At 42.0% G+C, this 23,221-nt stretch carries 21 protein-coding genes; 12 read left to right on the top strand and 9 right to left on the bottom strand.

Annotated features, from left to right (window positions below; genetic code table 11):
* Positions 1-19 precede the first annotated feature (19 nt).
* From lsa66 to LEP1GSC185_RS05240, 3 genes are read left to right on the top strand one after another with little or no spacing between them, the layout of a single operon-like run.
* On the top strand, positions 20-1,792 hold the full coding sequence (gene lsa66 / locus LEP1GSC185_RS05250; protein ID WP_008595328.1) for a fibronectin-binding adhesin Lsa66: 1,773 nt from the start codon (positions 20-22) through the stop codon (positions 1,790-1,792).
* A 1-nt stretch (position 1,793) separates the two neighbouring features.
* Positions 1,794-2,540: an NRDE family protein gene (locus tag LEP1GSC185_RS05245; RefSeq protein WP_008593602.1), complete on the top strand. Its 747-nt coding sequence runs from the start codon at positions 1,794-1,796 to the stop codon at positions 2,538-2,540.
* Between the two features lie 7 nt (positions 2,541-2,547).
* Complete coding sequence (locus LEP1GSC185_RS05240) at positions 2,548-2,931, top strand: PilZ domain-containing protein (protein ID WP_008593911.1); 384 nt, start codon at positions 2,548-2,550, stop codon at positions 2,929-2,931.
* A gap of 29 nt (positions 2,932-2,960) precedes the next feature.
* Here LEP1GSC185_RS05240 and LEP1GSC185_RS05235 read toward each other — a convergent pair whose 3' ends face one another.
* Positions 2,961-5,135, bottom strand: a complete 2,175-nt coding sequence (locus LEP1GSC185_RS05235; protein ID WP_008596316.1) for a copper-transporting P-type ATPase — start codon at positions 5,133-5,135, stop codon at positions 2,961-2,963.
* A gap of 84 nt (positions 5,136-5,219) precedes the next feature.
* Between LEP1GSC185_RS05235 and LEP1GSC185_RS05230 the strand changes: the two genes are divergently transcribed.
* Together LEP1GSC185_RS05230 and LEP1GSC185_RS05225 are read left to right on the top strand one after the other, a co-directional pair.
* A complete protein-coding gene (locus LEP1GSC185_RS05230) occupies positions 5,220-6,395 on the top strand; it encodes an MFS transporter (RefSeq protein WP_008594564.1) in 1,176 nt (391 codons plus the stop codon).
* Between the two features lie 113 nt (positions 6,396-6,508).
* Positions 6,509-7,291 (top strand): SDR family NAD(P)-dependent oxidoreductase, encoded by a 783-nt coding sequence (locus tag LEP1GSC185_RS05225; protein WP_008595588.1) that lies wholly within the window; start codon positions 6,509-6,511, stop codon positions 7,289-7,291.
* A 61-nt stretch (positions 7,292-7,352) separates the two neighbouring features.
* On the opposite strand, the gene cueR is transcribed toward LEP1GSC185_RS05225, so the two are convergent.
* On the bottom strand, positions 7,353-7,742 hold the full coding sequence (cueR, locus tag LEP1GSC185_RS05220; RefSeq protein WP_008595822.1) for a Cu(I)-responsive transcriptional regulator: 390 nt from the start codon (positions 7,740-7,742) through the stop codon (positions 7,353-7,355).
* A gap of 136 nt (positions 7,743-7,878) precedes the next feature.
* On the opposite strand from cueR, the gene LEP1GSC185_RS05215 reads away from it, so the two are divergent.
* The 7 genes from LEP1GSC185_RS05215 to LEP1GSC185_RS05185 all read left to right on the top strand — a co-directional run bounded on the left by LEP1GSC185_RS05215 (position 7,879) and on the right by LEP1GSC185_RS05185 (position 15,635).
* Entirely contained in the window at positions 7,879-8,085 is a 207-nt protein-coding gene (locus tag LEP1GSC185_RS05215) for a heavy-metal-associated domain-containing protein (protein WP_008594321.1), read from the top strand.
* Positions 8,086-8,089: 4 nt separating this feature from the next.
* The gene (locus LEP1GSC185_RS05210; protein ID WP_008593652.1) at positions 8,090-10,471 is read left to right on the top strand and encodes a heavy metal translocating P-type ATPase; all 2,382 of its coding nucleotides are present in this window, start codon (positions 8,090-8,092) and stop codon (positions 10,469-10,471) included.
* 56 nt (positions 10,472-10,527) lie between these two features.
* Positions 10,528-11,364 carry an adhesin OmpL37 family surface protein gene (locus tag LEP1GSC185_RS05205; RefSeq protein ID WP_008594802.1) on the top strand — a complete coding sequence of 279 codons (837 nt, stop codon included), beginning with the start codon at positions 10,528-10,530 and terminating at the stop codon, positions 11,362-11,364.
* Between the two features lie 75 nt (positions 11,365-11,439).
* Positions 11,440-13,401, top strand: a complete 1,962-nt coding sequence (locus LEP1GSC185_RS05200; protein WP_008595659.1) for a DUF4178 domain-containing protein — start codon at positions 11,440-11,442, stop codon at positions 13,399-13,401.
* Positions 13,402-13,410: 9 nt separating this feature from the next.
* Complete coding sequence (locus tag LEP1GSC185_RS05195; protein WP_008593650.1) at positions 13,411-13,611, top strand: hypothetical protein; 201 nt, start codon at positions 13,411-13,413, stop codon at positions 13,609-13,611.
* 1 nt (position 13,612) lies between these two features.
* Positions 13,613-15,112 carry a polyamine aminopropyltransferase gene (locus LEP1GSC185_RS05190; RefSeq protein ID WP_024863908.1) on the top strand — a complete coding sequence of 500 codons (1,500 nt, stop codon included), beginning with the start codon at positions 13,613-13,615 and terminating at the stop codon, positions 15,110-15,112.
* 145 nt (positions 15,113-15,257) lie between these two features.
* Positions 15,258-15,635 carry a hypothetical protein gene (locus LEP1GSC185_RS05185; protein ID WP_008594293.1) on the top strand — a complete coding sequence of 126 codons (378 nt, stop codon included), beginning with the start codon at positions 15,258-15,260 and terminating at the stop codon, positions 15,633-15,635.
* Here the strand turns inward: LEP1GSC185_RS05185 and LEP1GSC185_RS05180 are convergent.
* From LEP1GSC185_RS05180 to LEP1GSC185_RS05150, 7 genes are all read right to left on the bottom strand, one after another.
* Positions 15,610-17,634: a PP2C family protein-serine/threonine phosphatase gene (locus LEP1GSC185_RS05180; RefSeq protein ID WP_008594149.1), complete on the bottom strand. Its 2,025-nt coding sequence runs from the start codon at positions 17,632-17,634 to the stop codon at positions 15,610-15,612. The two genes, LEP1GSC185_RS05185 and LEP1GSC185_RS05180, sit on opposite strands and share 26 nt — an antisense overlap.
* Positions 17,635-17,645: 11 nt before the next feature.
* Positions 17,646-18,125, bottom strand: a complete 480-nt coding sequence (locus LEP1GSC185_RS05175) for an EVE domain-containing protein (RefSeq protein ID WP_008595364.1) — start codon at positions 18,123-18,125, stop codon at positions 17,646-17,648.
* Positions 18,122-20,098: an ATP-dependent zinc metalloprotease FtsH gene (gene ftsH, locus LEP1GSC185_RS05170; RefSeq protein WP_008596411.1), complete on the bottom strand. Its 1,977-nt coding sequence runs from the start codon at positions 20,096-20,098 to the stop codon at positions 18,122-18,124. Before ftsH ends, LEP1GSC185_RS05175 begins: the two co-directional genes overlap by 4 nt.
* Positions 20,099-20,275: 177 nt before the next feature.
* Positions 20,276-20,839, bottom strand: coding sequence for an aminoacyl-tRNA hydrolase (gene pth / locus LEP1GSC185_RS05165; protein ID WP_008595885.1), 564 nt, complete (start codon positions 20,837-20,839; stop codon positions 20,276-20,278).
* Positions 20,840-20,881: 42 nt separating this feature from the next.
* Positions 20,882-21,502 carry a 50S ribosomal protein L25/general stress protein Ctc gene (locus tag LEP1GSC185_RS05160; protein WP_008593816.1) on the bottom strand — a complete coding sequence of 207 codons (621 nt, stop codon included), beginning with the start codon at positions 21,500-21,502 and terminating at the stop codon, positions 20,882-20,884.
* Positions 21,503-21,519: 17 nt separating this feature from the next.
* The gene (locus LEP1GSC185_RS05155; RefSeq protein WP_008595009.1) at positions 21,520-22,461 is read right to left on the bottom strand and encodes a ribose-phosphate diphosphokinase; all 942 of its coding nucleotides are present in this window, start codon (positions 22,459-22,461) and stop codon (positions 21,520-21,522) included.
* Positions 22,458-23,213, bottom strand: coding sequence for a sugar phosphate nucleotidyltransferase (locus LEP1GSC185_RS05150; RefSeq protein ID WP_008594694.1), 756 nt, complete (start codon positions 23,211-23,213; stop codon positions 22,458-22,460). The genes LEP1GSC185_RS05155 and LEP1GSC185_RS05150 overlap by 4 nt, the downstream gene beginning before the upstream one ends.
* Positions 23,214-23,221: the final 8 nt, after the last annotated feature.

The raw sequence follows: 23,221 nt of genomic DNA, 5'->3' as shown, positions 1-23,221 counted from the left end.
GAAGGAATTTCCTAGTAGCATGTTCGGAAAATTTTTTCCTTTTTTAGTCCTCTTAGGAATTCTATACTCCTCTTCCGCTTCTGCAAACTCGCTCATTAGCACGGAATCCGGCTCCTTCTCTCCGAACTGGGACGGAGTCTCCGATATTTTACGATTCAAGATACAAACTTCTTCCTTACCAAAACTGCAAGACTGGGAATTGACTATCAGAAGCGCCTCCGGAGAAACCGTAAAAAAATTCGAAGCGAGCAAGATCCGCAAAAAAGGATTCACACTATTTTCAGACGAGAATGAATTCGCTCCGGAAGATATTTATCTACCTTCTATCCTGGAATGGGATGGAGAGAACGAGAACGGAATTCCGGTGGGCGATGGATATTATACCTATCAGTTATTTTTGCTCACAGCAAACAAAGAAAGAATACTTTCCGAAGAGTCCACATTCTACTTGGATGCAAGACCTCCCAAAGCGGAGGCGAATTGTAAGACAAAGTTATTATTAAGCGAAGACAGAAATTTATCCAAGATCATTATACAGCAAAAAACCTCCGGAGAATCTGCGGACATCTTTATCGGAGAATTTTTGGATTTTGAAGGTAGGTCGCTAAAAGCTTATACATGGAGATATAGAGAAGTTCCTTTCCAACTCGTATGGGACGGAACCGATTCCAACGGTAAATCTGTTCCTCCAGGTTTGTATACTTATAAACTCACCGGAAGAGATCCTGCAGGAAACGAATCAATCGATAAGATCGAGAACCTGACGGTTAAAAACGATTCTTTCGGGGTGGATCTAAATGTAGAAGGGGATCTATTTCCTTCCGATCCGAACAATCCTTTGAATCGCATTAAATTTAACTCATATGTTTCCTCCAGATTAAAATCCGATTCTTATGAATTGGAAATTTTCAAGAACGAAGCAAAAGAAGATAATATCGTCTTCTCTCAAAAATCACTGGGAGAACCTCCCGCTGAGCTTATTTGGGAGCCTAAAAACAAAGAAAACAAACCTTTAGGTCCCGGAACTTATCTATATCGTCTAACGGTATTCAACAGATACGATAAGTACACAAGCATTCCTAAAAAATTCCAGCTTTCGGACCAAAAACCTAAATTTTCCTACGATGTTTCACCTAGCGGATTTACACCCGATGGAGACTGGCAAAAAGATCTGGTTGAGATCCGCTTAAGATCCAAAGGACTTCCGATCGTATCCTGGAAGATTAATATTATGGAATCCTATTACGACGGTGACAAACAAGAAGAACGGATCGTACGAAGCTGGAACGGGATCGGGAACGGCCCGGACAAATTAATCTGGTACGGTTTGGACGATCAAGGCAGAAGAATCGGATCTCTCGCGGAACTCAGATTTGTTCTCTCTTACAAAGACGTATTCGGCGGAGAAGAAGAATTAGAGTTAGGAGATATCAAAACCGACATTCTAGTAGTAAAAGAAAAAGAAGGTTTCAGATTCTCTGTCCCAAATCGGATCTACGAGGACAAATGGTGGACATTACCTTCTAAACTAAAATCCGTCTTAAGTAAATTTCCAGGATACAAAGTAGAGTTACAGATCCACACATCTCACAGAGGAGATGACGAATTCAATCTAAGGGCTTCCGAAGAAAAAGCTAAAAAAGTATTCCAATCCTTATTCGGAAAAGATTATGAATTCGGGCGATATAGATACAGAGGCTATGGAGAAACATTACCTTTGATCCCTGGTAACGGAGCTTATGAAGTGGATCGAAACGAAAGAGTAGATTTCTTTTTGAGCGTAGGAAAATAAAATGTGCACATCACTGATCTATAGAGATCCAAATAAAGGAATACTCGGAATCGGATTTAACAGAGACGAGTCTTTCAAAAGAAAACCTTCTCTCTCTCCTCAGTTACTCGAATCCAATTCAGGAAAAGCGATCGCACCGATCGACGGAGAAGCGGGAGGCACTTGGATCGGAGTTACCCAATCGGGAGAGATCATCTGTCTATTAAATTATTACGAGGCTACATTAAAGCTGCTACGCAATCCTGTGAGTAGAGGGCTGTTAGTCCGTTCAATTCTACTCGGAGAAAGAACGCCTGAATCTTATACAAACACCGAGTTGGAAAATTATTATCCATTCAAACTATTCAAGGTAAGGAGAGAGAAGACCGAAATTTTTATCTGGGACGGTAAAACGTACCAAACAGAAACGGACTCCGAAACATTTACAGTATTTGGAAGCTCTTTCACACAAGGACCCAAGGCCCAAGTAGTCAGAAGAGAAACATTCGATTCGAATTTTCGTCCTTCTTCCCATCCGGATGCCACAGGTTTTACAAACATCGCAAAGTCATTCTTATCTTCTCATCTACCGGAACAAGGCGCTCTATCGCCTTGTATGCACAGAAGAGACGCACATTCCGTTTCCAGGACCGTAATTGTTTTGGATGGAGCTTCTGTTTATTTCTCTTATAAGAATTCTCAGCCCTGCGAAGACGGACCTGAAGAAGATTACAATTTCACTTTGACTGAATTTCGAACTTCTGCATGATTGTCGTATGGCGGGCACTAATTCCCTTTTCGACGACAAATACGAATACCGGGACCCTTCTCAACAGAAGAGAAAGAACGCTCGCGTCAAAATCACCATTGACGGTGATTTCATAGTCAAGGGTAAGACCCAAAGATTTCCGGTATTCATCGTTGATATAGGAACTGGAGGAGCAGGCATTGAAACCCGCACTTCCGTTTTCGAGGGAGACAGGATCATCCTATTCGGAAATATCAACGGCAAAAATATGGAACTTGAATCGGAAGTAATCCGAGTCTCCGGAAAAAAAGCGAATGTTATCTTTATCAGCCTCTCCGAGGAAGACAGAGATCTTATCCAAGACTTGATCCACAAAAAATTCTTCGACAAAGACAAAAAGCCTCTATCCTGAAAGCGTCCGACCAATTACCGCTTGAATGGTCATAATTTAGTTTTTCTTAAACGAAGCGCATTCATCACTACTGAGACGGAACTCAGGCTCATAGCAGCTCCTGCGATCATTGGAGAAAGCAATATCCCAAGAAAAGGATAGAGTAGTCCTGCAGCGATCGGTATTCCTAAAAAATTGTATGCGAACGAAAAGAATAGGTTCATTTTTATATTATTCATAGTCGCCTTACTTAAACGGATCGCTTTCGAAATTCCTAATAGATCTCCCTTGACCAGCGTAATGGACGCACTTTGGATTGCGATTTCCGTTCCAGATCCCATAGCGATCCCTACATCAGATTCTGAAAGCGACGGAGCATCGTTAATTCCGTCCCCAGCCACCAGTATGATCTCGTTTTCTTTTTTGGCAGATTTTACTATCTCCTTCTTCCCTTCCGGACTTAATTCGGAATAGATCTCTCGAATCCCAATCTGATCTCCCACTTTTTGGGCGGAAGTTTTTGCATCTCCTGTTAGCATTACGATCCGGATACCAAAAGCTTCTATATCCGAAACCGCTTTAGGAGTAGTTTCCTTGATTGGATCAGTAACTGTTATGACACCTAGATATTTCTGATCGTCTGCAACCCAAACGACAGTTTTGCCTTGGTTTAAAAAGAACTCCTCTTTCTTTAAAAGATCTTGCGGTACTTCTTTTACGTTCCAATATTTCTTCTTACCTACATATACTGATTTCCCTTCTATTTTGCCTGAGACTCCGTTACCCGTAATCGAGGAAAAATCGATCACATCCGGGATCATAAGTCCCGACTCTTCGGCTTTACGAACGATTGCTTTAGCGATAGGATGCTCGCTTCTAGATTCAAGTGCAGCAGCAAACCTTAGGATCTGTTCATTCTCGGGATAGACCTCGATCACTCTAGGACGCCCTTCGGTCAATGTTCCAGTTTTGTCGGTAAATAGCACCGTTCCCTTTTCGGTTTTTTCCAGGGCTTCGGCATTTCGTATCAATATTCCGTTTTGAGCTCCGATACCTACTCCAACCATTACTGAAATAGGAGTCGCAAGTCCTAAAGCACAAGGACATGCGATGATCAGAACGGATAATGAATTTAAAACTGCATAAGATAGAGAAGGTTCCGGACCGAAAAAATACCAGGCACAAAAGGTAAGAACAGAGATCAGTAAAACAAAAGGAACAAGCCAACCTGCTACTCTATCCGCCAAACCTTGTATAGGAGCCTTACTTCTCTGCGCTTCTTCCACCATATGAATAATTTGTGATAGAGCTGTTTCGGATCCTATCTTGTCCGCAATTAAAACAAAACTTCCGGTTTGATTGATAGTGGCCCCAAAAACACGATCTCCTTTTTCTTTTTTCACAGGAAGAGGTTCTCCGGTCAGCATAGACTCTTCCACATAGCTGGAACCTTCTTCTATCTTGCCGTCGATTGGGATCTTTTCTCCCGGTTTAACTCGGAGTCTGTCTCCGACACGGATCTCTTCTATTCGTATTTCTCTCTCCGAATTTCCGTTTAGTAGATGAGCCGTTTTAGGCGACAATCCTAAGAGAGCTTGGATAGCGCCTCCAGTCCTTCTCTGGGCCCTAGCTTGCAGATATTCGCCTAATATGACCAAGGTAAGAATAACGGAAGCTGCTTCGAAGTACAGCGCTACCTTGCCGTGAGAGTGTAATGACTGAGGGAAAAAATCGGAGAAGAAAAGAGCGGCGACAGAGAACAAATACGCGGCCCCTACTCCTATTAGGATCAGGCTGTACATGTTTAGATTCATACTCTTGAAAGAGACAATTCCTTTTCTTACTAAAAAGAATCCGGGCCCCCAAAATACGAGTGAAGCCAAAACAAATTGGATACGATCTCCGAGGCCTACAGTGAACTCGAAAACTAAATGAGGAAAAAACATTTCGGACATTGCCAAAAAAAATAACGGAAGAGAAAAGACCGTAGATAATATAAATTTCCTAAATAAGGAACGGAGCTCCTTATCTTCTGCTTCGGAGTCCGGTTCCCCTCCTTGAGCCACCAAAGTCATTCCACAGATCGGACAATCTCCCGGTCGATCTCGGCGTATTTCAGGATGCATCGGACAAACATATTCCGTTTTCCTAAAAGGTTTTACGGGTTCGGAAACTTTTTGCGCTACCGAATGATGGCTGTGTTGGCTATGTGAATGTTCGTCCATGTCATAAATAGATACTAGATTCTTTTATTAAAAAATACTTTTTTTTACTCGGAATACAACTAGCATTTATCAAAAAGAAGCAAAATGAAAAAAATCAGCAAAGCAGTCTGGATCCTTTCGTTCATCAGCCTTTTTACGGACGTATCCAGCGAGATGTTGTATCCGATTATGCCTCTCTATCTAAAAAGCATCGGATTTTCAGTAGTACTGATCGGAGTTTTGGAAGGATTTGCAGAAGCGATTGCAGGACTCAGTAAAGGTTATTTCGGAAAACTGTCAGACCAAAACGGTAAGAGAGTTCCATTCGTTCAGCTCGGATATTTATTAAGCGCAATCTCTAAACCTATTATGGGATTTTTCACCTTTCCGTTTTGGATCTTCTTAGCCAGAACTATGGATCGACTGGGCAAAGGGATCAGAACAGGTGCAAGGGACGCATTACTTTCTGACGAGGCAACACCTGAAACCAAGGGCACAGTTTTCGGATTCCATCGCTCTATGGATACATTAGGAGCAGTAATCGGACCTGTATTCGCTTTAGTATTTTTATATTTTTATCCGGAAAATTATTCCGTTCTATTTTTTATAGCAGCGATCCCCGGACTCTCCGCATTTCTGATCTCGGGCCTCCTAAACGAAAAGAACGAAACTAAACCGCCTACACAAGGGAAATCGAACTTTCTCTCATATTTTATCTATTGGAAGAACGCTCCTATCTCATATAAAAAATTAGTGATCGGACTTTTATTCTTCGGACTAGTTAATAGCTCCGACCTTTTTCTTCTACTAATGGCAAAAAGTAAAGGTTTAGAAGATTCTCAAGTAATCGGAATATACATATTTTATAATTTAATTTACGCTTTATCTTCTCTTCCTGCAGGCATCTTAGCAGACAAGATCGGGCTCAAACCCACTTTGGTCTTCGGTTTACTCGTATTTGCTTTAGTATATGGAGGAATGGCGTTTGCGGAAGACAAGATCCATTTTTATTCCTTATTCTTCTTATACGGGGTCTATGCCGCTAGCACGGAAGGGATTTCAAAGGCGTTGATCACAAATATCACACCCACTACAGATTCAGCCTCGGCTATCGGAACATTTGCCGGTTTGAATAGTATTGCCGCATTGATTGCAAGTAATCTAGGTGGGTTGATCTGGTTTTATTCCGGACCTAAAAGTATGTTCCTTATCTCGGCTTTAGTTTCCGTAACTGTTTCATTCTATTTTATGAGGCATTCTCTTTTCAGATCCGGAAAGTAAGACCCAAAGGCCAAATCTTACCTTTTTCCGAAAAGATTTAAGAAAAGATTTTACTTTACAAAAGTGAGCATTTACTCACTTTTTAATCAACTATTTCTCATCGGTCGGTTCGTATGGACTACAAAAACAAGGTAATTTTAATCACGGGAGCTTCTTCCGGTATCGGAAAAGCCACGGCATTAGCCCTGGCTAAATTCCAAAATAAAATAATACTTACTGCAAGAAGAGAAAATCTCTTACAAGAAGTCTCGAAAGAGATCAAAAAATTAGGAAGTGATTGTATTACTTTTGCAGGAGACGGAAGAGACGAGACCCACGCAGAATTTGTAATACAAGAAATAGTAAAGAAGTATGGAAAGATAGATATAGCTCTACTTAATATCGGGATCGGACCTCCTTCCAATACATTAACCGCAACCGCCAAAACGATCTTAGACTGTATGAATATAAATTATGCTTCTTTAATTAACTTTTATGTTCCTCTTATGAGGCAAATGAAAAAACAAAAAGAAGTATGTATGATCTCACATATGAACTCATTGGCGACTTATTTCGGGATCCCTATGCAAGGGGATTATACTGCTTCCAAGGGAGCGGCACGTCTTTTTTTAGAAACTGCAAGAATGGAATTGGAACATTTCGGAATAAAACATATAAAGATCCAAACAATACATCCTGGATTTGTGGATACGGAAGCGGTAAAGAACGACGGGATTCCTGCTCCGAACCAAATCAGCGAGAATGAGGCAGCTGCTCTGGTCCTCAAAGGTTTCCGGAAAGAATGGAAAGAAAACCGATTTCCATACGGAACCGCTTTGGCTACTCGAATAGGAAGGATAGCACCACTCTGGCTGAGAACAAAAATCCTTTTATCAGAGACTCCTAAAAATTTTTGATCCCTTCTATTATGCAGGAAAAACAATTAGGAATACATTTATCTATATTCCTAATTGTATCTTAATCCCCTTCTAACTCCTCTAAAATAGGACAATCCGGTCTATGATCTCCATGACAATGTTTCGCTAAATGAGTGAGTGTATCGCACATGGATTGTAATTCTAAAATTTTGGCCTGCATTTCTTTTACATGCGCCATGGCTAAAGATTTTACCTGAGCGCTTGCCCTAGATTTATTCTTCCAAAGTCCCAGTAACTGTTTGATCTCGGCTAGAGAAAATCCAAGACCTCTCGCCCTTTTGATAAATCTCAATGTATGTATGTCTTTTTCCGAATACAATCTATATCCGGAGTCTGCACGAATGGGTTTGGACACTAATCCGATGGATTCATAATGCCGGACTAATTTCGGGTTTACTCCCGATAATTTGGCGACTTCTCCGATGTTCATAATCCATAACCTTCCAATGATTAGAAGGTTAAAAAATCCTATTTTTTTATGAAAAACAATTTTTTTTTGGATTTGAGCCTTGACCTTCCCACTATTGGAAGGTTGACAATAGGATTATAGATCAAGGAGAAATAAAATGTACGAGATCAAAGTATCAGGCATGACCTGCAACCATTGCGTAGGAACCGTATCTAAAACAATCCGATCTTTCGATCCGGAGTCTAAACCAGTAGTGGATCTAAACTCCCAAACGGCACGTTTCGAAACCAAAAAGGATATTTCTTCCCTTTCCAAAATGTTAGAAGAAGAAGGTTATCCTGTGGTTTCCATCAATCAGGAGTAAATGGATGAGCACAGAAATTAGAGAAGAAATTAAAACCTTCTCACCCGAAAATAAAACATCCGAGATAACGTTAGATCTTTTCGGTATGACCTGCGCCAACTGTGCAAGAAGGATCGAAACAGGCCTAAACAAAGTTCCTGGAGTAGAAGAGGCTCGTGTAAATTTCGGAAGAGAAACCGCATTTGTAAGATTTAAAGAATCGATAGAAGCATCACAATTATTTTCTAAAGTAGAGTCCTTAGGTTATTCAGCGAAAGAGCATTCGGAAAATAATCATAAAGAAACGGAAGAACTGCATAAAAAAGAAAGATCCAAATTAAGATATAGATTTTTTATCTCACTTTTATTTTCAGCGCCCTTATTCTATTCCATGGTTTCGCATTTTTCTTTTTTGGAATTTTTGCCGAACCCAAAAGCGCTTATGCATCCTTGGGTGCAGTTCGTATTAGCATTCCCTGTCCAGTTTTGGATAGGATTTCCATTTTATAAAAGTGCATTCCGAGCCATCAGAAATGCAAGTGCAAACATGGATGTGTTAGTTTCCCTAGGAACTTCTGCGGCATTCGGATATAGCTTTATTCTTTCTCTAATACAAGGACTTCGACAAGGAGACTTGTTCTTCTCGTCCTTTTGGGAAGAAGGCGCGCATATACATTCACTTCCACCTCTATACTACGAAACGTCTGCAGTATTACTTTGTTTTATACTCGCCGGAAAATGGATGGAGGCAGAGGCAAAGGGAAAAAGTTCTTCCGCAATCCAAACACTTTTGGAACTAAAGCCGGAAACTGCTCGTATTAAAAAAGAAGAAGGTTGGTCAGAGATCCCGACAGAATACGTAAAAAAAGGGGATATCCTACAAGTCAGACCGGGAGAAAAATTTCCTGTAGACGGAGTTGTGTTGGAAGGTTTTAGCTCTGTAGACGAATCCATGTTAACGGGCGAAAGTCTCCCTCTAGATAAAAAAAAGGACAGCCAAGTATTCGGAGGAACAGTCAATGGAAACGGAAACCTGATCGCTCAAGCAACGTCTGTCGGCTCCGAGACAGTACTCGCTTCCATCATTAAAACCGTCGAAGAAGCGCAAAGTTCGAAGGCTCCCATCCAAAAAATTGCGGATAAAATCTCCGCAGTATTTGTTCCAGCAGTGATCTTAATCTCATTGTTTAACTTTCTATTATGGTTTTTCTTTTTGGAAGCTGGGGAATTAGGACCTGCTTTGGAAAAATCGATCGCTATCCTAGTGATTGCATGTCCATGCGCATTAGGACTTGCCACTCCGATCTCAATTTTAGTCGGAACAGGAAAGGCTGCCAGCCAAGGGATCTTATTCAGAACTTCCGAAGTTTTAGAGACCACAGCTTCCTTAAATCTGATCGCATTCGATAAAACCGGCACAATCACCGAAGGAAATCCTTCTGTAACGGGTTATAAGTTCGTAGGAAAAGAATCGGATCTACTTTCCTCTTCGGCATCCGCAGAATCTGCATCCTCTCATCCTTTAGGGAAAGCGATAGTTTCCTTTGTAAAATCAAAAAGTAATCAGATTCCTTCTCCCGAAAATTTACAGACTGTTCCGGGACTCGGGATCACCGCTAAGGTAAACCAAAATAAGATCAAAATAGGAAAGTTGGAATTTTTCGATGAGAAGGAAAGCTTCCCGAAGGATTTATTAGAAACTTCTAATTCTTGGGAGAAAGAAGGTAAAACGGTAGTGTGGGCAAGATCGGAAAACGAAGTATCCGCTAATTCTAATAGCGCCGCCGGTTTTAAGGCTGATTCAACTCCGCAGGCCGATATTGAAACTCCCGCGTGGATCATCTTTGCGATAGAAGATACGATCCGTCAAAATGCAAAATCCGCTTTAGAAAAACTGGATACTCTCGGTATCGAAACCTTATTATTAACCGGAGACCATGCTTCCGTGGCGGAAAACATCTCCTCTAAAGTCGGGATCAAAAATGTGCATGCTTCTCTTCTCCCCAAAGACAAAGCTGAGATACTTTCCAACCTGCAATCCAAAGGAAAAATTGTAGGAATGACAGGCGACGGTATCAACGATTCACCTGCATTAGCAAAAGCCGATGTAGGATTTGCAATGGGCACTGGAACAGGAGTCGCGATCGAAACTGCAGGAGTGGTTTTGGTCAAGGGAGATCTGGAAAAAATTGCGGAAGCAATACTGATTGCGAAAGCTACAACAAGAAATATCCGACAAAATTTTTTCTGGGCGCTCGCTTATAACACTCTAGGAATCCCGATCGCAGCCGCAGGATTTTTGGCTCCTTGGATCGCGGGCGCTATGATGGCGTTCAGTTCGGTTTCCGTGGTCCTAAATGCTCTCCGACTTAGGAAAAAGGACATAAGACAAAAAATAGTTCAGTAAAATTTATCTTGTAATGGGGTTCAATTTGGACCCCTCCTATTTCCGAAAATCCTAATATGGGATCGAAAAGAAATCTTACTTACTTCATATTTCTTTTCGCATTTCTGATCCTTCCATTCGGACAAACAAAAGCGGACCTCGACAGCAATAGAGCCACTGCTTTATTGCGTGTAGAAAGAGGATTAAAACAAAACGAATTCCATCTGAAAGCGATCAATAGTACGATTTCGAATTACGGAACGGAAGAAGATAAAGCGTTATTCCGAAGATGTTTGCAGCATCATATAGAGACGTTCACTCTGTACTTACAATTCGACCTTGCACATTCTTACGATGAAATGCGCCAAACCCAAAGACTATTGGTGATATTATATGCTAAGGTTGTGGAAGCCTCTGCCTCCAGCGTAAGAAGAGAATTGGATTTTTTATCCAAGTATGCCCTCAGAACTAAGGACGCGGAAGCAAGACATCATTTGGAAATGGGATATAGAGAATACGGAGCTTCCAACCAAAAGAAAACAATCGCAGACAATACAAGGCCTTATTTGCCAGGGATAAAAACCCAATACTTGTATGAAGCTCTGAAATTATTAAAACAATCCAGAGAATATGTTATTCTTCTTTCCTTAAAATTTCTTTCCGATTTTGAACCGGATCTGCAAACCACAGAATTCGAAGAAATTTATAATGAGATCAACCGGGCAATGTTCAGCAAGGCAGATTATTATAATCGGATCCACTTTGATAACCATTTTCATATTTTCAATTCTCCCAACTTGTACGAAGCTACCTGGGAAAATCCAGGTTTGCAAGAATTGGAAAAAGCTTTGGGGGATATAGATCCAGCCAGTGATCGCGCGAGGAGAATGGCGAAGCGCTCCGTTATCCCCTAAAAATTCTGGAAATTTCTTTCTCTCCCTCAAAACCAGGATTGACAGAGTATCCTCCCGAAGTTATCACCTTTCTTTGTGTCCGAACTAAGTTGTCCTAATTGCGGAGCCCCTGTCCCCATTATCAATAAGGCATCCGTTTATGCGGTTTGCTCCAGTTGCAAAACTCTCTCCCTCAAAAAAGATGTGAATCTGGAAAAGATCGGCACAGCGGGAGAACTTGCTGACGACCATTCCATAATTCAACTCGGTACTCAAGGGAACTATAAAGGCACTCCATTTAGAGTCATCGGACGGATCCAACTTAAATTCGAATTAGGCTTCTGGAACGAATGGTATGTCGTCGAAGGAGATGGAAATTCAGCTTGGTTGGGAGAAGCCCAAGGTTCTTATTATTATACAAAACTAAATGTTGGAATTCCGACAGATAAGATCCCGACCTTAGAAGGCGACCAAGATCCGATTGTAATCGCCTCAGGTAGAAGAGAAAGGATCACTCCGGGAGATACTTTCTTTTTAGGAGAGAACTGGACCCTAAAAGAGATCATGAAAGCCACCTGCATAGGCGGAGAAGGCGAACTCCCCATAGGGTTCCAAACCGGATATGAAGCGGTCCTATTGGATCTTGCAAGCGAAGACGGAATATTCGGAACTTTGGACTACTCGGAAGCTCCTCCATTATTATTCTCAGGAAGTTTCGCTCCATTAGAAGAATTGAATTTAACCGGTCTCAGAGAAGAGGAAGTCGCATACAACCAAACACAAATCCCTGCAAAGTCCATAGAATGTAAAGGATGCGGAGCTTCCCTCAATCAATTCAGTCCCGATTTTTCCAAATCCCTGGCCTGCGAGTATTGCGGATCCGTAATGGATACTGAAAGCGCCGATCTAAAGATCATAGCTAAATTCGATCAGGTTTCCAAAGACAATGTTCTTCTTCCATTGGGAACTCCGGTCAAGTTACCCAATTTTCCCGAATCTAAGGTTATCGGAGTATTACGAAAATCTACTGAAGTAGACGACGAAACTTATACTTGGACCGACTATCTTCTTCGATACAAAGGCGGATACGCCTGGCTAAATGAGAATGGGGACAACTGGACCTATTTCGAGCCGCTTCCAGGAGTTCCAAAATGGGCGCCTGGATTAAAGCGAATCTTCCAAAAAAGATCCTACAAATGGTTCGCAAATACGGATGCTCATACCGATTTCGCGTTAGGCGAATTCTATTGGAAAGTTTCAGCCGGCGAGAAGGCATATATGGAGGATTATATTTCTCCTCCTTATATGATCTCTTCCGAAAGAACCGATAAGGAACTATTCTGGTCAAAAGGAGTATTTATTCCTTTCGAAACGATGAAATCCGCTGTACCTTTGGATGCTGCTTCCAAATTAAGAAAGCCAGAAATCGTCGGCGTATGCGAACCTAATCCATTCAAGATCAGACTAAAAAGGAATCTTTGGGTGGCAACAATACTCACCGCGGTATTTTTCGTTTTCCAAGTATACGGATGTATCAAGGCAAAAAACCAAGTAGTCTATCAGGGAAAATTCAAATACGTCCAGACTTCCACACCAAATACCGATATCGGCAGTGCAAATTTTAGGGATAACTCCTTCGTTACCGATGTGTTCGAACTAAAAGGAGAAGCCAGCGAGAATGTGGAGATCCAGATCGAAGCGCCCGAACTAGATAATAAATATCTGTTCTTTTCCGCCGTTCTAATTAACGAAGATACGGACACAGCTTACGATACTTCTATTGAGACCAGCTATTATCACGGAGTGGACGACGGAGAATCCTGGTCGGAAGGTTCCAAATCGGATTCTAAATCTTTGGCGGAGATTCCTCCCGGAAGATATTATCTTAGATTAGAGAGCCAATCTGACTTTCCCGTAGGTTGGGGTTCCGATTATAATGTGAAAGTTATCAGAGATGTGATGAGTCCTGCTCCATTCTTCTTATTTTCCATCTTTCTGTGGCTTCCATTGATCTATACTTTTTTCAGAAGTTATTCTTTCGAATCCAAAAGAGTTTAAGGATTTATTATGTGGGATTTTGTAAAAGGCCTTGTTTATCCTCTGTTTGCAGCCTCAATAGGGCTGGGATTTCTTTCGGAATACTCGAAAGGTGGAGCCTCCACCGATTTTGAAGAAGTGAGCCAGGTCCCTAAGACTGTCAGACAGAACCCAGGCATCTATCGTTCTCATTACGCTTGGTTCACTAGAAATTTCCCGGGGGGAAAATAAACTGCAGAGAGCCTTATTAATCTCCGTCTTAATCCTTTCTTCCTGCGGTTTAGTATACGAGCTGTTAGCAGGCACTGTGGCGAGTTATTTACTCGGAGAAACAGTCACTCAATTCTCTTTAGTCATCGGAGTGTATTTGTTCTCCATGGGGATCGGTAGTTGGCTTTCCAGATACTTAATCGAAGACCTGATCCCTAAATTTTTAGATGTGGAACTCGCCTTAGGATTATTAGGCGGATTCAGCGCGGCAATTCTATTCCTAAGTTTCGGACAGACTCGAATTTTTCAAATCCCACTTTTCAGTATCGTAGTTGCCGTCGGAACCCTGGTTGGTATGGAGATACCCCTACTTCTTCGTATCCTAAAAAATAAATTAGGATTTCGTGATATGGTTTCCAAAGTGCTCAGCTTAGATTATGCCGGAGCGCTTCTTGCCTCGTTGGCATTTCCAATCTTTTTCGCTCCTAAACTAGGAATGGTTAGGACTTCTTTCTTTTTCGGATTGCTAAATGCGGGGACCGCACTATGGGGCACATTCGTCCTTCCCCTATCCGAAAAGCACAAAAATCTATTAAGAGCAAAATCCGCACTTGTATTGACCCTATTAGGATTGGGTTTTGCATTTTCCGAAATGATCACTTATTATAGTGAAGAAAATCTTTTTTCAGACGAGATCATCTACTCCAAACAAACCAATTTCCAAAAGATCATAGTCACCAGATACAAAAACGAACTCAGACTTTTCCTGAACGGGCATTTGCAATTCAGTTCCAGGGACGAATATAGATATCATGAAACATTAGCGCACCCTGCCCTTCTCTCTCATCCGAACCCGAAAAGAGTATTGGTTTTAGGAGGGGGAGACGGTTTAGCGGTAAGAGAGATCTTAAAATATCCAGGCATTGAATCTATCACATTAGTGGACTTGGACCCTGAGATGACACGGATCTTTTCGGAGCAACCCCTTCTTACGGAGATCAACGGATCTAGTTTAAAAAATCCTAAAGTAACAGTCCAAAACGCGGACGCCTTTTTATGGTTAGAAGAATCGAATTCGGTCTTCGACGTGGTGCTGATAGATTTTCCCGACCCAAGCAACTTCTCCATCGGAAAATTATACAGCACCGCATTTTACAGAAGTTTAAAAAGAAGGCTCAACGAATTTTCGGTTGTAGAGATACAATCTACTTCTCCTCTATTCGCTAGAATGTCTTTCTGGTGTGTAGAAGCAACTCTCAGGGAATCAGGATTTAATACCAAAGCCTTGCACGTTTACGTTCCTTCCTTCGGAGAATGGGGATTTGTTTTAGGAAGTGTCGGAAAATTGGGAGGATACAGAAAAGACCTGCCTGTAGGATTAAAATTCCTGAATGAAACAGAACTCAAATCCATTTCGGAATTTCCACAAGATATGTCCAGAGTCCCTACTGAACCGAATCGATTAGACAATCAAAGTCTTGTACGTTATTACGACCAGGAATGGAATCGAATCTTAGATTGAGATCCGAACTTCTCCTTTCTCTCAAGTTCCCAAAATTTTGTAAGCATGCTAATTTTTCGAAACTATGATTCTTTCTTAAAAAGTGGAAAGAACTTCCCTAAACTTATAAAGACTTAAAAATATAGGAAAAAGAGGACTTTCTCAGATGAACCGTACACTTAAAAATATTTGTTTCACTTTATTATTCTTATTAGGGGTTTCCGCCTCCTATGCCCAATCCGGAACTACGGAAACCACGTTACACGACTTTATGGAAGATTATACAAAACCTGCTTCCAAAAAAGCTAAAAAAGGAGATAAAGCAGCTCTCGAACGGATCTTGAAAGAAGTTCCAAACTGGGCCTTGGACGAACAAAAAGCAAAGTGGAAAGAGATCACAGACACCGCTCTTGCTTCAGGAGATCTGGAATCTTCCTGCAAAAACTGTCACAAGGAATATAAAAAAGAATATAAGAAGAGCTACAGAAAACGTCCGATCCAAGTTTCCAACGATCTGATCAGCTTTTTGAAAAACTCGAAGTAGTTTCCTTTTTTCGGCTCTCATCGGGGATCGGCAAATAATCTAAGACGAGAAAAGTTAGATCGTCTTCGAAATGTTTTCTGCCCCCGGTAAAACTTCTCACAGTTGCAAACAGATCTTCCCCGAGTTTTTCTCCGTGCGATTTCATTTGATCGCTTAATAATTTATAAAATCTCTGGAATCCGAAAATTTCACCGTTTTTACTTCTGGCTTCGGTGATCCCATCCGTATAAACTATCAAACGATCTCCTGGTTTCATCTGGAACTCGACCACAGAGTTTTTCAGATTCGGGTCCATTCCCATAATCCAGCCGGGTAAGAAAATTTCTTTTGTCTCTCCCGATTCCTTATCTATTGCAACAATAGGAGGATGTCCCGCATTAGAATAGGTCACCTTTCCGTTCTCCGGATCGATCAGAAGATAGGCCGCGGTGATGAAATGTTTTCCATACTTGCCGCTCAAAGATCTATTAATACTTCTCAAAACTTCCGCAGGATCTTCATTCTTTCTGGATTCGATTGAAAATGCCAACTTAACCATCGAAGAAATAATCGCAGCAGGAACACCATGGCCGGAAACATCCGATAAAAAGATGCCTAACTTGCCGGACTCCAAGTGTTGGAAATCATAGAAGTCCCCGCCCACGGAACTTGCAAATTCGCTTCGAACCGAAAGTTTGAGATTTTTCACTTCGGGCAAACGATCGGGAAGAATTGACTCTTGCAGTTCTCTCGCGATCTTAAGCTCTTGCTCGATTTCGGTTAACTTTAATTGGCTTTCGTAATTTTCCAGTCGAGCTTGCAGAGAATCTTTCTCTAATGTTTTGATCCTATCTGCCAAAGCAAAAGAAAGAAGGGTCATCTCCACTAAGGAGCCGAACTGAGCGGACCAATGAGTGAGTTCCGTATCTTGGATTATGGATAAATTCCTAAGTGCGGTTATCAAAACGAAAAGGATAAGAACGGACCAGGCCAATAGGAAATAACGTGCCGGACGATAGCCCCTTCTTAATCGGATCGCAGCCGAATAGATCACTAAAACGGCTGCAAGGAAAGGATACCAGGACACCGCCCAGATCATCGGTCCATAAATGCTGGAGAACAAAGATGCGATAAACCCGAAAATAGCGAATGCCGCCAATATTAAAAAAGCATAATTCTTCCAGCCTGTCTCTCTTTCCATATGTAAGAAAGAACGAGTAAATAAAAGGGAAAATGCCACTGACAAGAAAGCGAATCCGGTCAGATAATCGTTCCAGGAAGTAGCCGGAGCCGGGATCAGATATTGGGCCCCGACACCTGTAACTGCCATCTGCCAAAGCCCGTAGAATAATAGATAAAAAACGTAGAAGAAATAACTGGAGTCCTTCACTACGAATGCAAGAAATCCATTATACACCAACATGATCCCGATCGCTCCAAAGAAGATCCCTAAAAAAAGATTCTCCATTTGGATATGAGCGGCGAATTCCTTAGGAGCCCAGGCTTGGAAATTCAAGACCAAGGATCTTCTAGTGGAAGCATGTATTAAAAATTCTTCCTGCTTATTTGGAGGAGTTTCTATCAAGAATGCCGGTTGGATGTAGGACATCCTCGTATCTCTGGAAAGTTCCGACCAGATCCATCCTTGTGGTCCCCAGACTCTTTTGAAGACAGTGAGATTTTCCATTCCCGGGTTATTCAGAACCAAATACCAAGAGATGGTTCCTTCCTTAGGAGGAGCTTGTATCTTGAACTTAATTAAAAACTGATCGTCTGTAAAACTGAAAGAGAGACTGTCCTTATCCATCCTAGTCCAGTCACCTGATTCTAAGTCAGTCGGAGTTTTCACTTCTCCCGGACGGATCTTTCGGACAAAAGTAAATTTATTTATGGGAGTTCCGGACATGGAACCGGAGATCGGAAAAACGGGAACATCTTCCTGAGAATATAGAGAGCCTATAGCTAGGATAAGGGTCAGCAGAATAAAGCTGAAGTTCCGAATTTTTCGGAAAATATTCACCAAAAATCTCCCTAACCGGGAAGACTTTTTGCCCCGGCCAATTTACAAATATAATGAAAATGTTCTTCGCTAACCGGTTGGATCGAAAGTCTCCCCCCCGGCTGCAAAAGGACCATTCCTTTTAGTTGCCCGTGGGATCTTAATTCTTCTAGCGAAATTGGGCGAGAAAATTTTTCCTTAAATTTCACATCCACCATGAACCAGGTCGGTTTTTGGGGATCACTTTTGGGATCATAATACTTATGTTTCTTATCGAAAGCGAAATGATCCGGATAACCTTCTTTGACTACTTCCGCAAGTCCTGCTACATGAGGAGGTTTACAACTGCTATGGTAGAAAAGGATGAGATCCTTTTTTTTGATCTCATCCCTAAGGTAATTTCTCGCGCCATATCCTCTGACTCCCTCCCACGGCGCTGTTTTGCCGGGAGAAGAAGCCAAGGTATCTATGGAAAAAACGTCAGGCTCGGTCTTAAAAAGCCAAAATTTCATTCAATGCCGGTAGAATATGCAGGTTTGTTAGGAATTTCTCCCGACTTTTCCTTTTTGCTAGAACGTTCTGCTTTCTTTTTAGTTTCTTCGTGAGAAGGATGAACGATCGCCATCAACTCGTCGTGAGAAACAGTTTCCTTTGCAAGAAGCGCTTTTGCCAAATTCTCGAACTTGGTAGAGTTTTTACGGACCAACTCACGGCCTTTGTCCAGACAGGTTTGCACGATATTGCGAATCTCTTTGTCGATCATTGCGGCAAATTCTTCGCTATAAGCCTTATTGCTCTGACCCATATCCCTTCCTAAGAAAGGACTCTCGTGACCGCTTCCGTAATTGATCGTACCCAGTTTTTCGGACATTCCCCAATCGCAGACCATTCTTCTTGCGATATTGGTAGCTTGTTGGATATCATTGCTGGAACCGGTGGAAGTCATTTTAAACTTATACTCTTCCGCGATGAACCCACCCATACAAACTACGATCTGATCCAACCAATATGCTTTAGTATGAATATGTTTGTCTTCCGTAGGGAGAGACTGAGTAAGCCCTAACGCTCTTCCTCTTGGAATGATAGTCACTTTGTGAACAGGCTCCGTGTAAGCCAAAAGTGTTCCTAAGATCGCGTGACCTGCTTCATGATACGCAATCACTTCTTTTTCCTTTTCGGAAATGAAGAAGGATCTACGCTCAGGACCCATCATCACTTTGTCGCGAGCCTCTTCCAATTCTTCTTGAGTTACACGTTTTTTATTCTTACGTGCAGCAAGTAGAGCTGCCTCATTGATCAGGTTAGAAAGATCCGCACCTGTAAATCCAGGGGTTCCTCTCGCTATAGAATTCAAAGAGATATCGCTGGTTAAAGGCACTTTTCTAGAATGCACTTTCAGGATCTGCTCTCTTCCCACTAAATCAGGAAGATCTACCATTACTTGGCGGTCGAAACGACCAGGTCTGAGTAACGCAGGATCTAAAACGTCAGCACGGTTTGTAGCTGCCATTACGATCACACCTTCGTTTTTCTCGAAACCGTCCATCTCAACGAGCATCTGGTTCAGGGTCTGTTCTCTTTCGTCGTGACCGCCGCCCCATCCGGCTCCTCTCAATCTTCCGACTGCATCGATCTCGTCGATAAAGATGATACATGGAGAGTTTTTCTTACCTTGTTCGAACAAGTCGCGAACACGAGAAGCTCCCACACCCACAAACATTTCTACGAAATCGGAACCGGAGATGCTGAAGAATGGTACGCCTGCTTCTCCAGCAACGGCTCTAGCAAGCAAGGTCTTACCTGTTCCTGGAGGACCTACTAAAAGAACTCCGGTAGGGATCCTTGCACCCATTGCTTGGAATTTTTTAGGATCTTTTAAGAACTCTATAATTTCTACCAATTCGGTTTTGGCTTCTTCGCATCCCGCAACGTCCGCAAAACTTACCTTAACCTTTGGATCCACAGTCATCTTGGCTTTGGATTTTCCGAAAGAAAAAGCCTTATTACCTGTAGACTGGACTTGGCGCATAATAAAAAAGTAAAATACGAAAATACCGATCACAGCGATCAGAAGGAAGGAACTTAACATTCCGAATCCATGTCCGTTCTCTGAAGGAACTACTTCCAGATCGATATTCGTTTTTCTTAAGGAAGAAAGGAATTCTTTGTCTATAGGAGCAATCCTGGTCTCAAAGCGGACAGGTGCCTTTGCTGCTCCTTCTTCAAATGGTTCGTAACAACCTTTGATCATGTCCCCTTCCAGGATCAGCTTGTCGCAACCGGGAAAATTGGAATCAGTTGTCTTAACCAGTTTACCTTTCGGTTTGGAAGAAGCTTCCGGTTCTACCATGTTCATAAATTGGGAGAACGGTAATATTCTAGGTTTTCCCAGAGCAGTTTGGATCTGCGGTACTAGAAGTGCTAATCCTAGGATTACTAAGATAAAAAGGATAAGTAATCTAAGACCTTTATTATTGTTATTCATGTGTAACTCCCAAGCTCCGCCATCTCTTCGGAGCCACATTCTTCCCGTAGAATTAGACTAAAGGAAGCAGGCATTGGACCTGCCGGAATCGTAAACCGGTATAATATTTGGAAACCGATTCTGTAGAAAAAGTTCCCACAATCAGAGTCCCTTTTTTTCCGGAAAAGTAAAGGATTTTTACAGTCTGTATTTTTCGATCACGTCTTCGATATCGCCCAAACTGATAGAGCGAATCGCTGCTTCTGCATCGTTGATGATCTGGATCAAACTCAAGTTTTCTAAAGGCTGGAAATCTTCCTTCAAAAATCCATCTAGGTTAGTTCCGTCAAATTGGTCGTTGCCTATCCCAATTCGAATGCGGATAAAGTTTGGAGAACGTAAGGATTGGATCACTGATTTGATCCCTGGATTTTCGTTCCCGTTAGCTCCCTTATCCACTACGATTTTACCCAAGGGTAAGGTCCAATCTTCGTGGATCACAAGAATATCCTGTACCTGAATTTTCAGGAAGGAAGCTATGTACAGAACGGATTCTCCCGACAGATCGCTGAAGGTCTGAGGTTTCAATAATACGACCTCTTCTCCTTCGAAATCACCTCGCCCGATCAAAGACTTTTTCTTTTTAGTCTTGATCTCGACGTTGATATTATTGGCGATCACGTCCAAAATTTTGAAGCCGATATTCGCTCGGTTATTATTGTATTTGTCTCCGGGATTACCCAATCCGACGATTAGCTTCATACAATAATGTACTCCAAATTTTTAGATCTCGGGACGGGGAAATTATTTCCCTTTTTTACCTGGTTTTGCTCCAGCAGCTTCCTTAGCTTCCGCTCTTTCTTGAGCAAGTAAAGCTTTGGTTTTCAGAACTGCTGCTACGATCGGATCTCCGTTAACCAAAATTTCCCAACTTGCAGGAACTTTTAAATTACTAACTTTGATAAAATCGCCTACATCTAGATCGGTTACATCTAAAACAAGAGTCTCAACCAGATCCTCAGGAACAGTTTTCACACGGATCTCGTGGATCAAATGGTCGAACTGGCCTCCCATCTTAGAACCTTTCGCAGTCCCTTCGGTGCGAATTCCGATCTTAGTAACGATCTTTTTACCAGGCTCTACTTTGTAGAAGTCTACGTGGCGGATCCTGTCGATCTCAGGAAAACGTTGTACTTCTTTTACGAAAACCTTTTGGACTCCTTCTCCCTCAACTTCCAACTCGATCAGAGTGGATTGGCGGATACCGGAATGAACTAGTTTTTCAAGTTCTTTCTCGTTTACGGAACCGGATGCGGCATTTCCGCCTCCGATAATGTTAATAGGAACTTGTCCGTCGGCACGAAGACGATTGTTTACGTTCTTGCCGGTTTCAGTCCTTTTTTTAACAGCTAATTTGTGGCTCATTTTCTTTACCCTTGTTCTTATATAAATAGGTCGCTGACCGATTGATTGGTCGATATTCTCTGGATCGCAGCTGCGAATAACGGAGCTACGGAAAGAGTTTTTAACTTAGTGATTCTTTTGGACTCCGGAATCTCGATCGTATTAGACAATACGACCTCGGTGAAAGGAGTTGAGTTCAAACGATCTATAGCTTCTCCGGAAAGTACTCCGTGAGTAGCTGCGCAATATACCGACTTGGCTCCGTTCTTTAAGAGTGCGTCAGCTGCTTTGCAGATTGTCCCAGCAGTATCGATCATATCGTCCAGAAGGATACAATTTTTACCTTCTATCTCTCCGATCACGTTCATCACTTCGGAAACGTTTGCCTTCGGTCTTCTCTTGTCTATGATCGCTAAAGTTGCGTTCACTTTTTTACCGAAAGATCTGGCTCTTTCCGCACCGCCAGAATCCGGAGAAACGATGACTAGGTCATCGAACTTCTTGCTTAAAATGTATTCTACCAGTACGGGATTGAAATGTAAATTATCCACAGGGACTTTAAAGAAACCTTGTATCTGGTCCGCATGAAGATCCATCACGATCACTCTTGTCGGCCCTAAAGTTTCGATCAGATCCGCGACAACTCTTGCGGAAATTGGGACTCTAGGTTCCGCTTTTCTATCTTGGCGTCCGTAACCGTAATAAGGAACAACCACTGAAATACTTTTTGCGGAAGCACGTCTTAAGGCGTCCATGATCAAAAGTAATTCCATCAAGTTGTCGTTTGCAGGAGCGGAAGTGGATTGGATAACGAATACGTCTCTTCCTCGAACGTTCTCTTCTATTTTAACCGCGATCTCTCCGTCGGAAAATTTTCGAAGGTTGATCTTGCCCGGCTCGATCCCGAGTTCCTGGCAAATCTCATTTGCAATCGTACGATTGGAAGATCCTGAAAAAACCGCAATGTTAGAGCCGCTCATTTTGCAACCGCTCCATTTAAAACTGCCGCTAAGTTTTCCAGATCTGCAGGAGAATTTACGCCTTGGCTTTCTCCGCTGTTTTTAAGAATTACTGCGCCCAACTTTTTTCCTTCTTTTTTATACAACTCTACTAGATCAGGAAGATAATATTCTCCCTGAGCGTTGCTGTTTCCTATTTTTCTAAGAGATTCGAAAAGAATTTCAGAACTGAAAACATAAGTTCCGGTGTTGATCTCGTTTATTTTTTTCTGTTCCGCATCTGCGTCTTTTTCTTCTACGATTGCGGTTACTTCTCCGGAAGAATTACGAACGATCCTTCCGTAACCGGTAGGAACATCCACCTTAGCGGAAAGAAGAGTAGCGGAGAATCCATTTTGGACATGAGTAGAAACGAGAGAACCGAATGTGTCCCCAGTGATCATTGGAACATCACCACAAGCTACAAGAATAGGGCCTTTATGGGACTTAACAAATTCTTCGGCACTTAATACTGCGTGAGCTGTGCCTAATTGCTCTTTTTGTTCGGCGAAACGAATGCCTGAAATTCCTGCACAAAGAGCTTGGACTTCTTCTTTTTTATAGCCTACAACTATGACTATGTCATTGATACCTGCTTCTTTGAGGTGATCAATAACATGGTTTAAAAGAGGCTTTCCATTTAAAGGAACAGCCACCTTTGGGAGCTCCGTCTTCATGCGGGTTCCCTTTCCCGCAGCTAATACTACGGCGACTGCTTCCTTTTTGGCGTCCATTCAGTAAT

Source organism: Leptospira licerasiae serovar Varillal str. VAR 010 (assembly GCF_000244755.1).
GTDB lineage: Bacteria > Spirochaetota > Leptospiria > Leptospirales > Leptospiraceae > Leptospira_B > Leptospira_B licerasiae.
Note: the sequence above shows the minus strand (reverse complement) of the source record. Positions and strands in the feature narration are given on the sequence as shown.

Coding starts and splice junctions, on each gene's coding strand:
- lsa66 (WP_008595328.1), top strand. CDS start 20: ATGTTCGGAAAATTTTTTCCTTTTTTAGTCCTCTTAGGAATTCTATAC.
- LEP1GSC185_RS05245 (WP_008593602.1), top strand. CDS start 1,794: ATGTGCACATCACTGATCTATAGAGATCCAAATAAAGGAATACTCGGA.
- LEP1GSC185_RS05240 (WP_008593911.1), top strand. CDS start 2,548: ATGGCGGGCACTAATTCCCTTTTCGACGACAAATACGAATACCGGGAC.
- LEP1GSC185_RS05235 (WP_008596316.1), bottom strand. CDS start 5,135: ATGGACGAACATTCACATAGCCAACACAGCCATCATTCGGTAGCGCAA.
- LEP1GSC185_RS05230 (WP_008594564.1), top strand. CDS start 5,220: ATGAAAAAAATCAGCAAAGCAGTCTGGATCCTTTCGTTCATCAGCCTT.
- LEP1GSC185_RS05225 (WP_008595588.1), top strand. CDS start 6,509: ATGGACTACAAAAACAAGGTAATTTTAATCACGGGAGCTTCTTCCGGT.
- cueR (WP_008595822.1), bottom strand. CDS start 7,742: ATGAACATCGGAGAAGTCGCCAAATTATCGGGAGTAAACCCGAAATTA.
- LEP1GSC185_RS05215 (WP_008594321.1), top strand. CDS start 7,879: ATGTACGAGATCAAAGTATCAGGCATGACCTGCAACCATTGCGTAGGA.
- LEP1GSC185_RS05210 (WP_008593652.1), top strand. CDS start 8,090: ATGAGCACAGAAATTAGAGAAGAAATTAAAACCTTCTCACCCGAAAAT.
- LEP1GSC185_RS05205 (WP_008594802.1), top strand. CDS start 10,528: ATGGGATCGAAAAGAAATCTTACTTACTTCATATTTCTTTTCGCATTT.
- LEP1GSC185_RS05195 (WP_008593650.1), top strand. CDS start 13,411: ATGTGGGATTTTGTAAAAGGCCTTGTTTATCCTCTGTTTGCAGCCTCA.
- LEP1GSC185_RS05185 (WP_008594293.1), top strand. CDS start 15,258: ATGAACCGTACACTTAAAAATATTTGTTTCACTTTATTATTCTTATTA.
- LEP1GSC185_RS05175 (WP_008595364.1), bottom strand. CDS start 18,125: ATGAAATTTTGGCTTTTTAAGACCGAGCCTGACGTTTTTTCCATAGAT.
- ftsH (WP_008596411.1), bottom strand. CDS start 20,098: ATGAATAACAATAATAAAGGTCTTAGATTACTTATCCTTTTTATCTTA.
- pth (WP_008595885.1), bottom strand. CDS start 20,839: ATGAAGCTAATCGTCGGATTGGGTAATCCCGGAGACAAATACAATAAT.
- LEP1GSC185_RS05160 (WP_008593816.1), bottom strand. CDS start 21,502: ATGAGCCACAAATTAGCTGTTAAAAAAAGGACTGAAACCGGCAAGAAC.
- LEP1GSC185_RS05155 (WP_008595009.1), bottom strand. CDS start 22,461: ATGAGCGGCTCTAACATTGCGGTTTTTTCAGGATCTTCCAATCGTACG.
- LEP1GSC185_RS05150 (WP_008594694.1), bottom strand. CDS start 23,213: ATGGACGCCAAAAAGGAAGCAGTCGCCGTAGTATTAGCTGCGGGAAAG.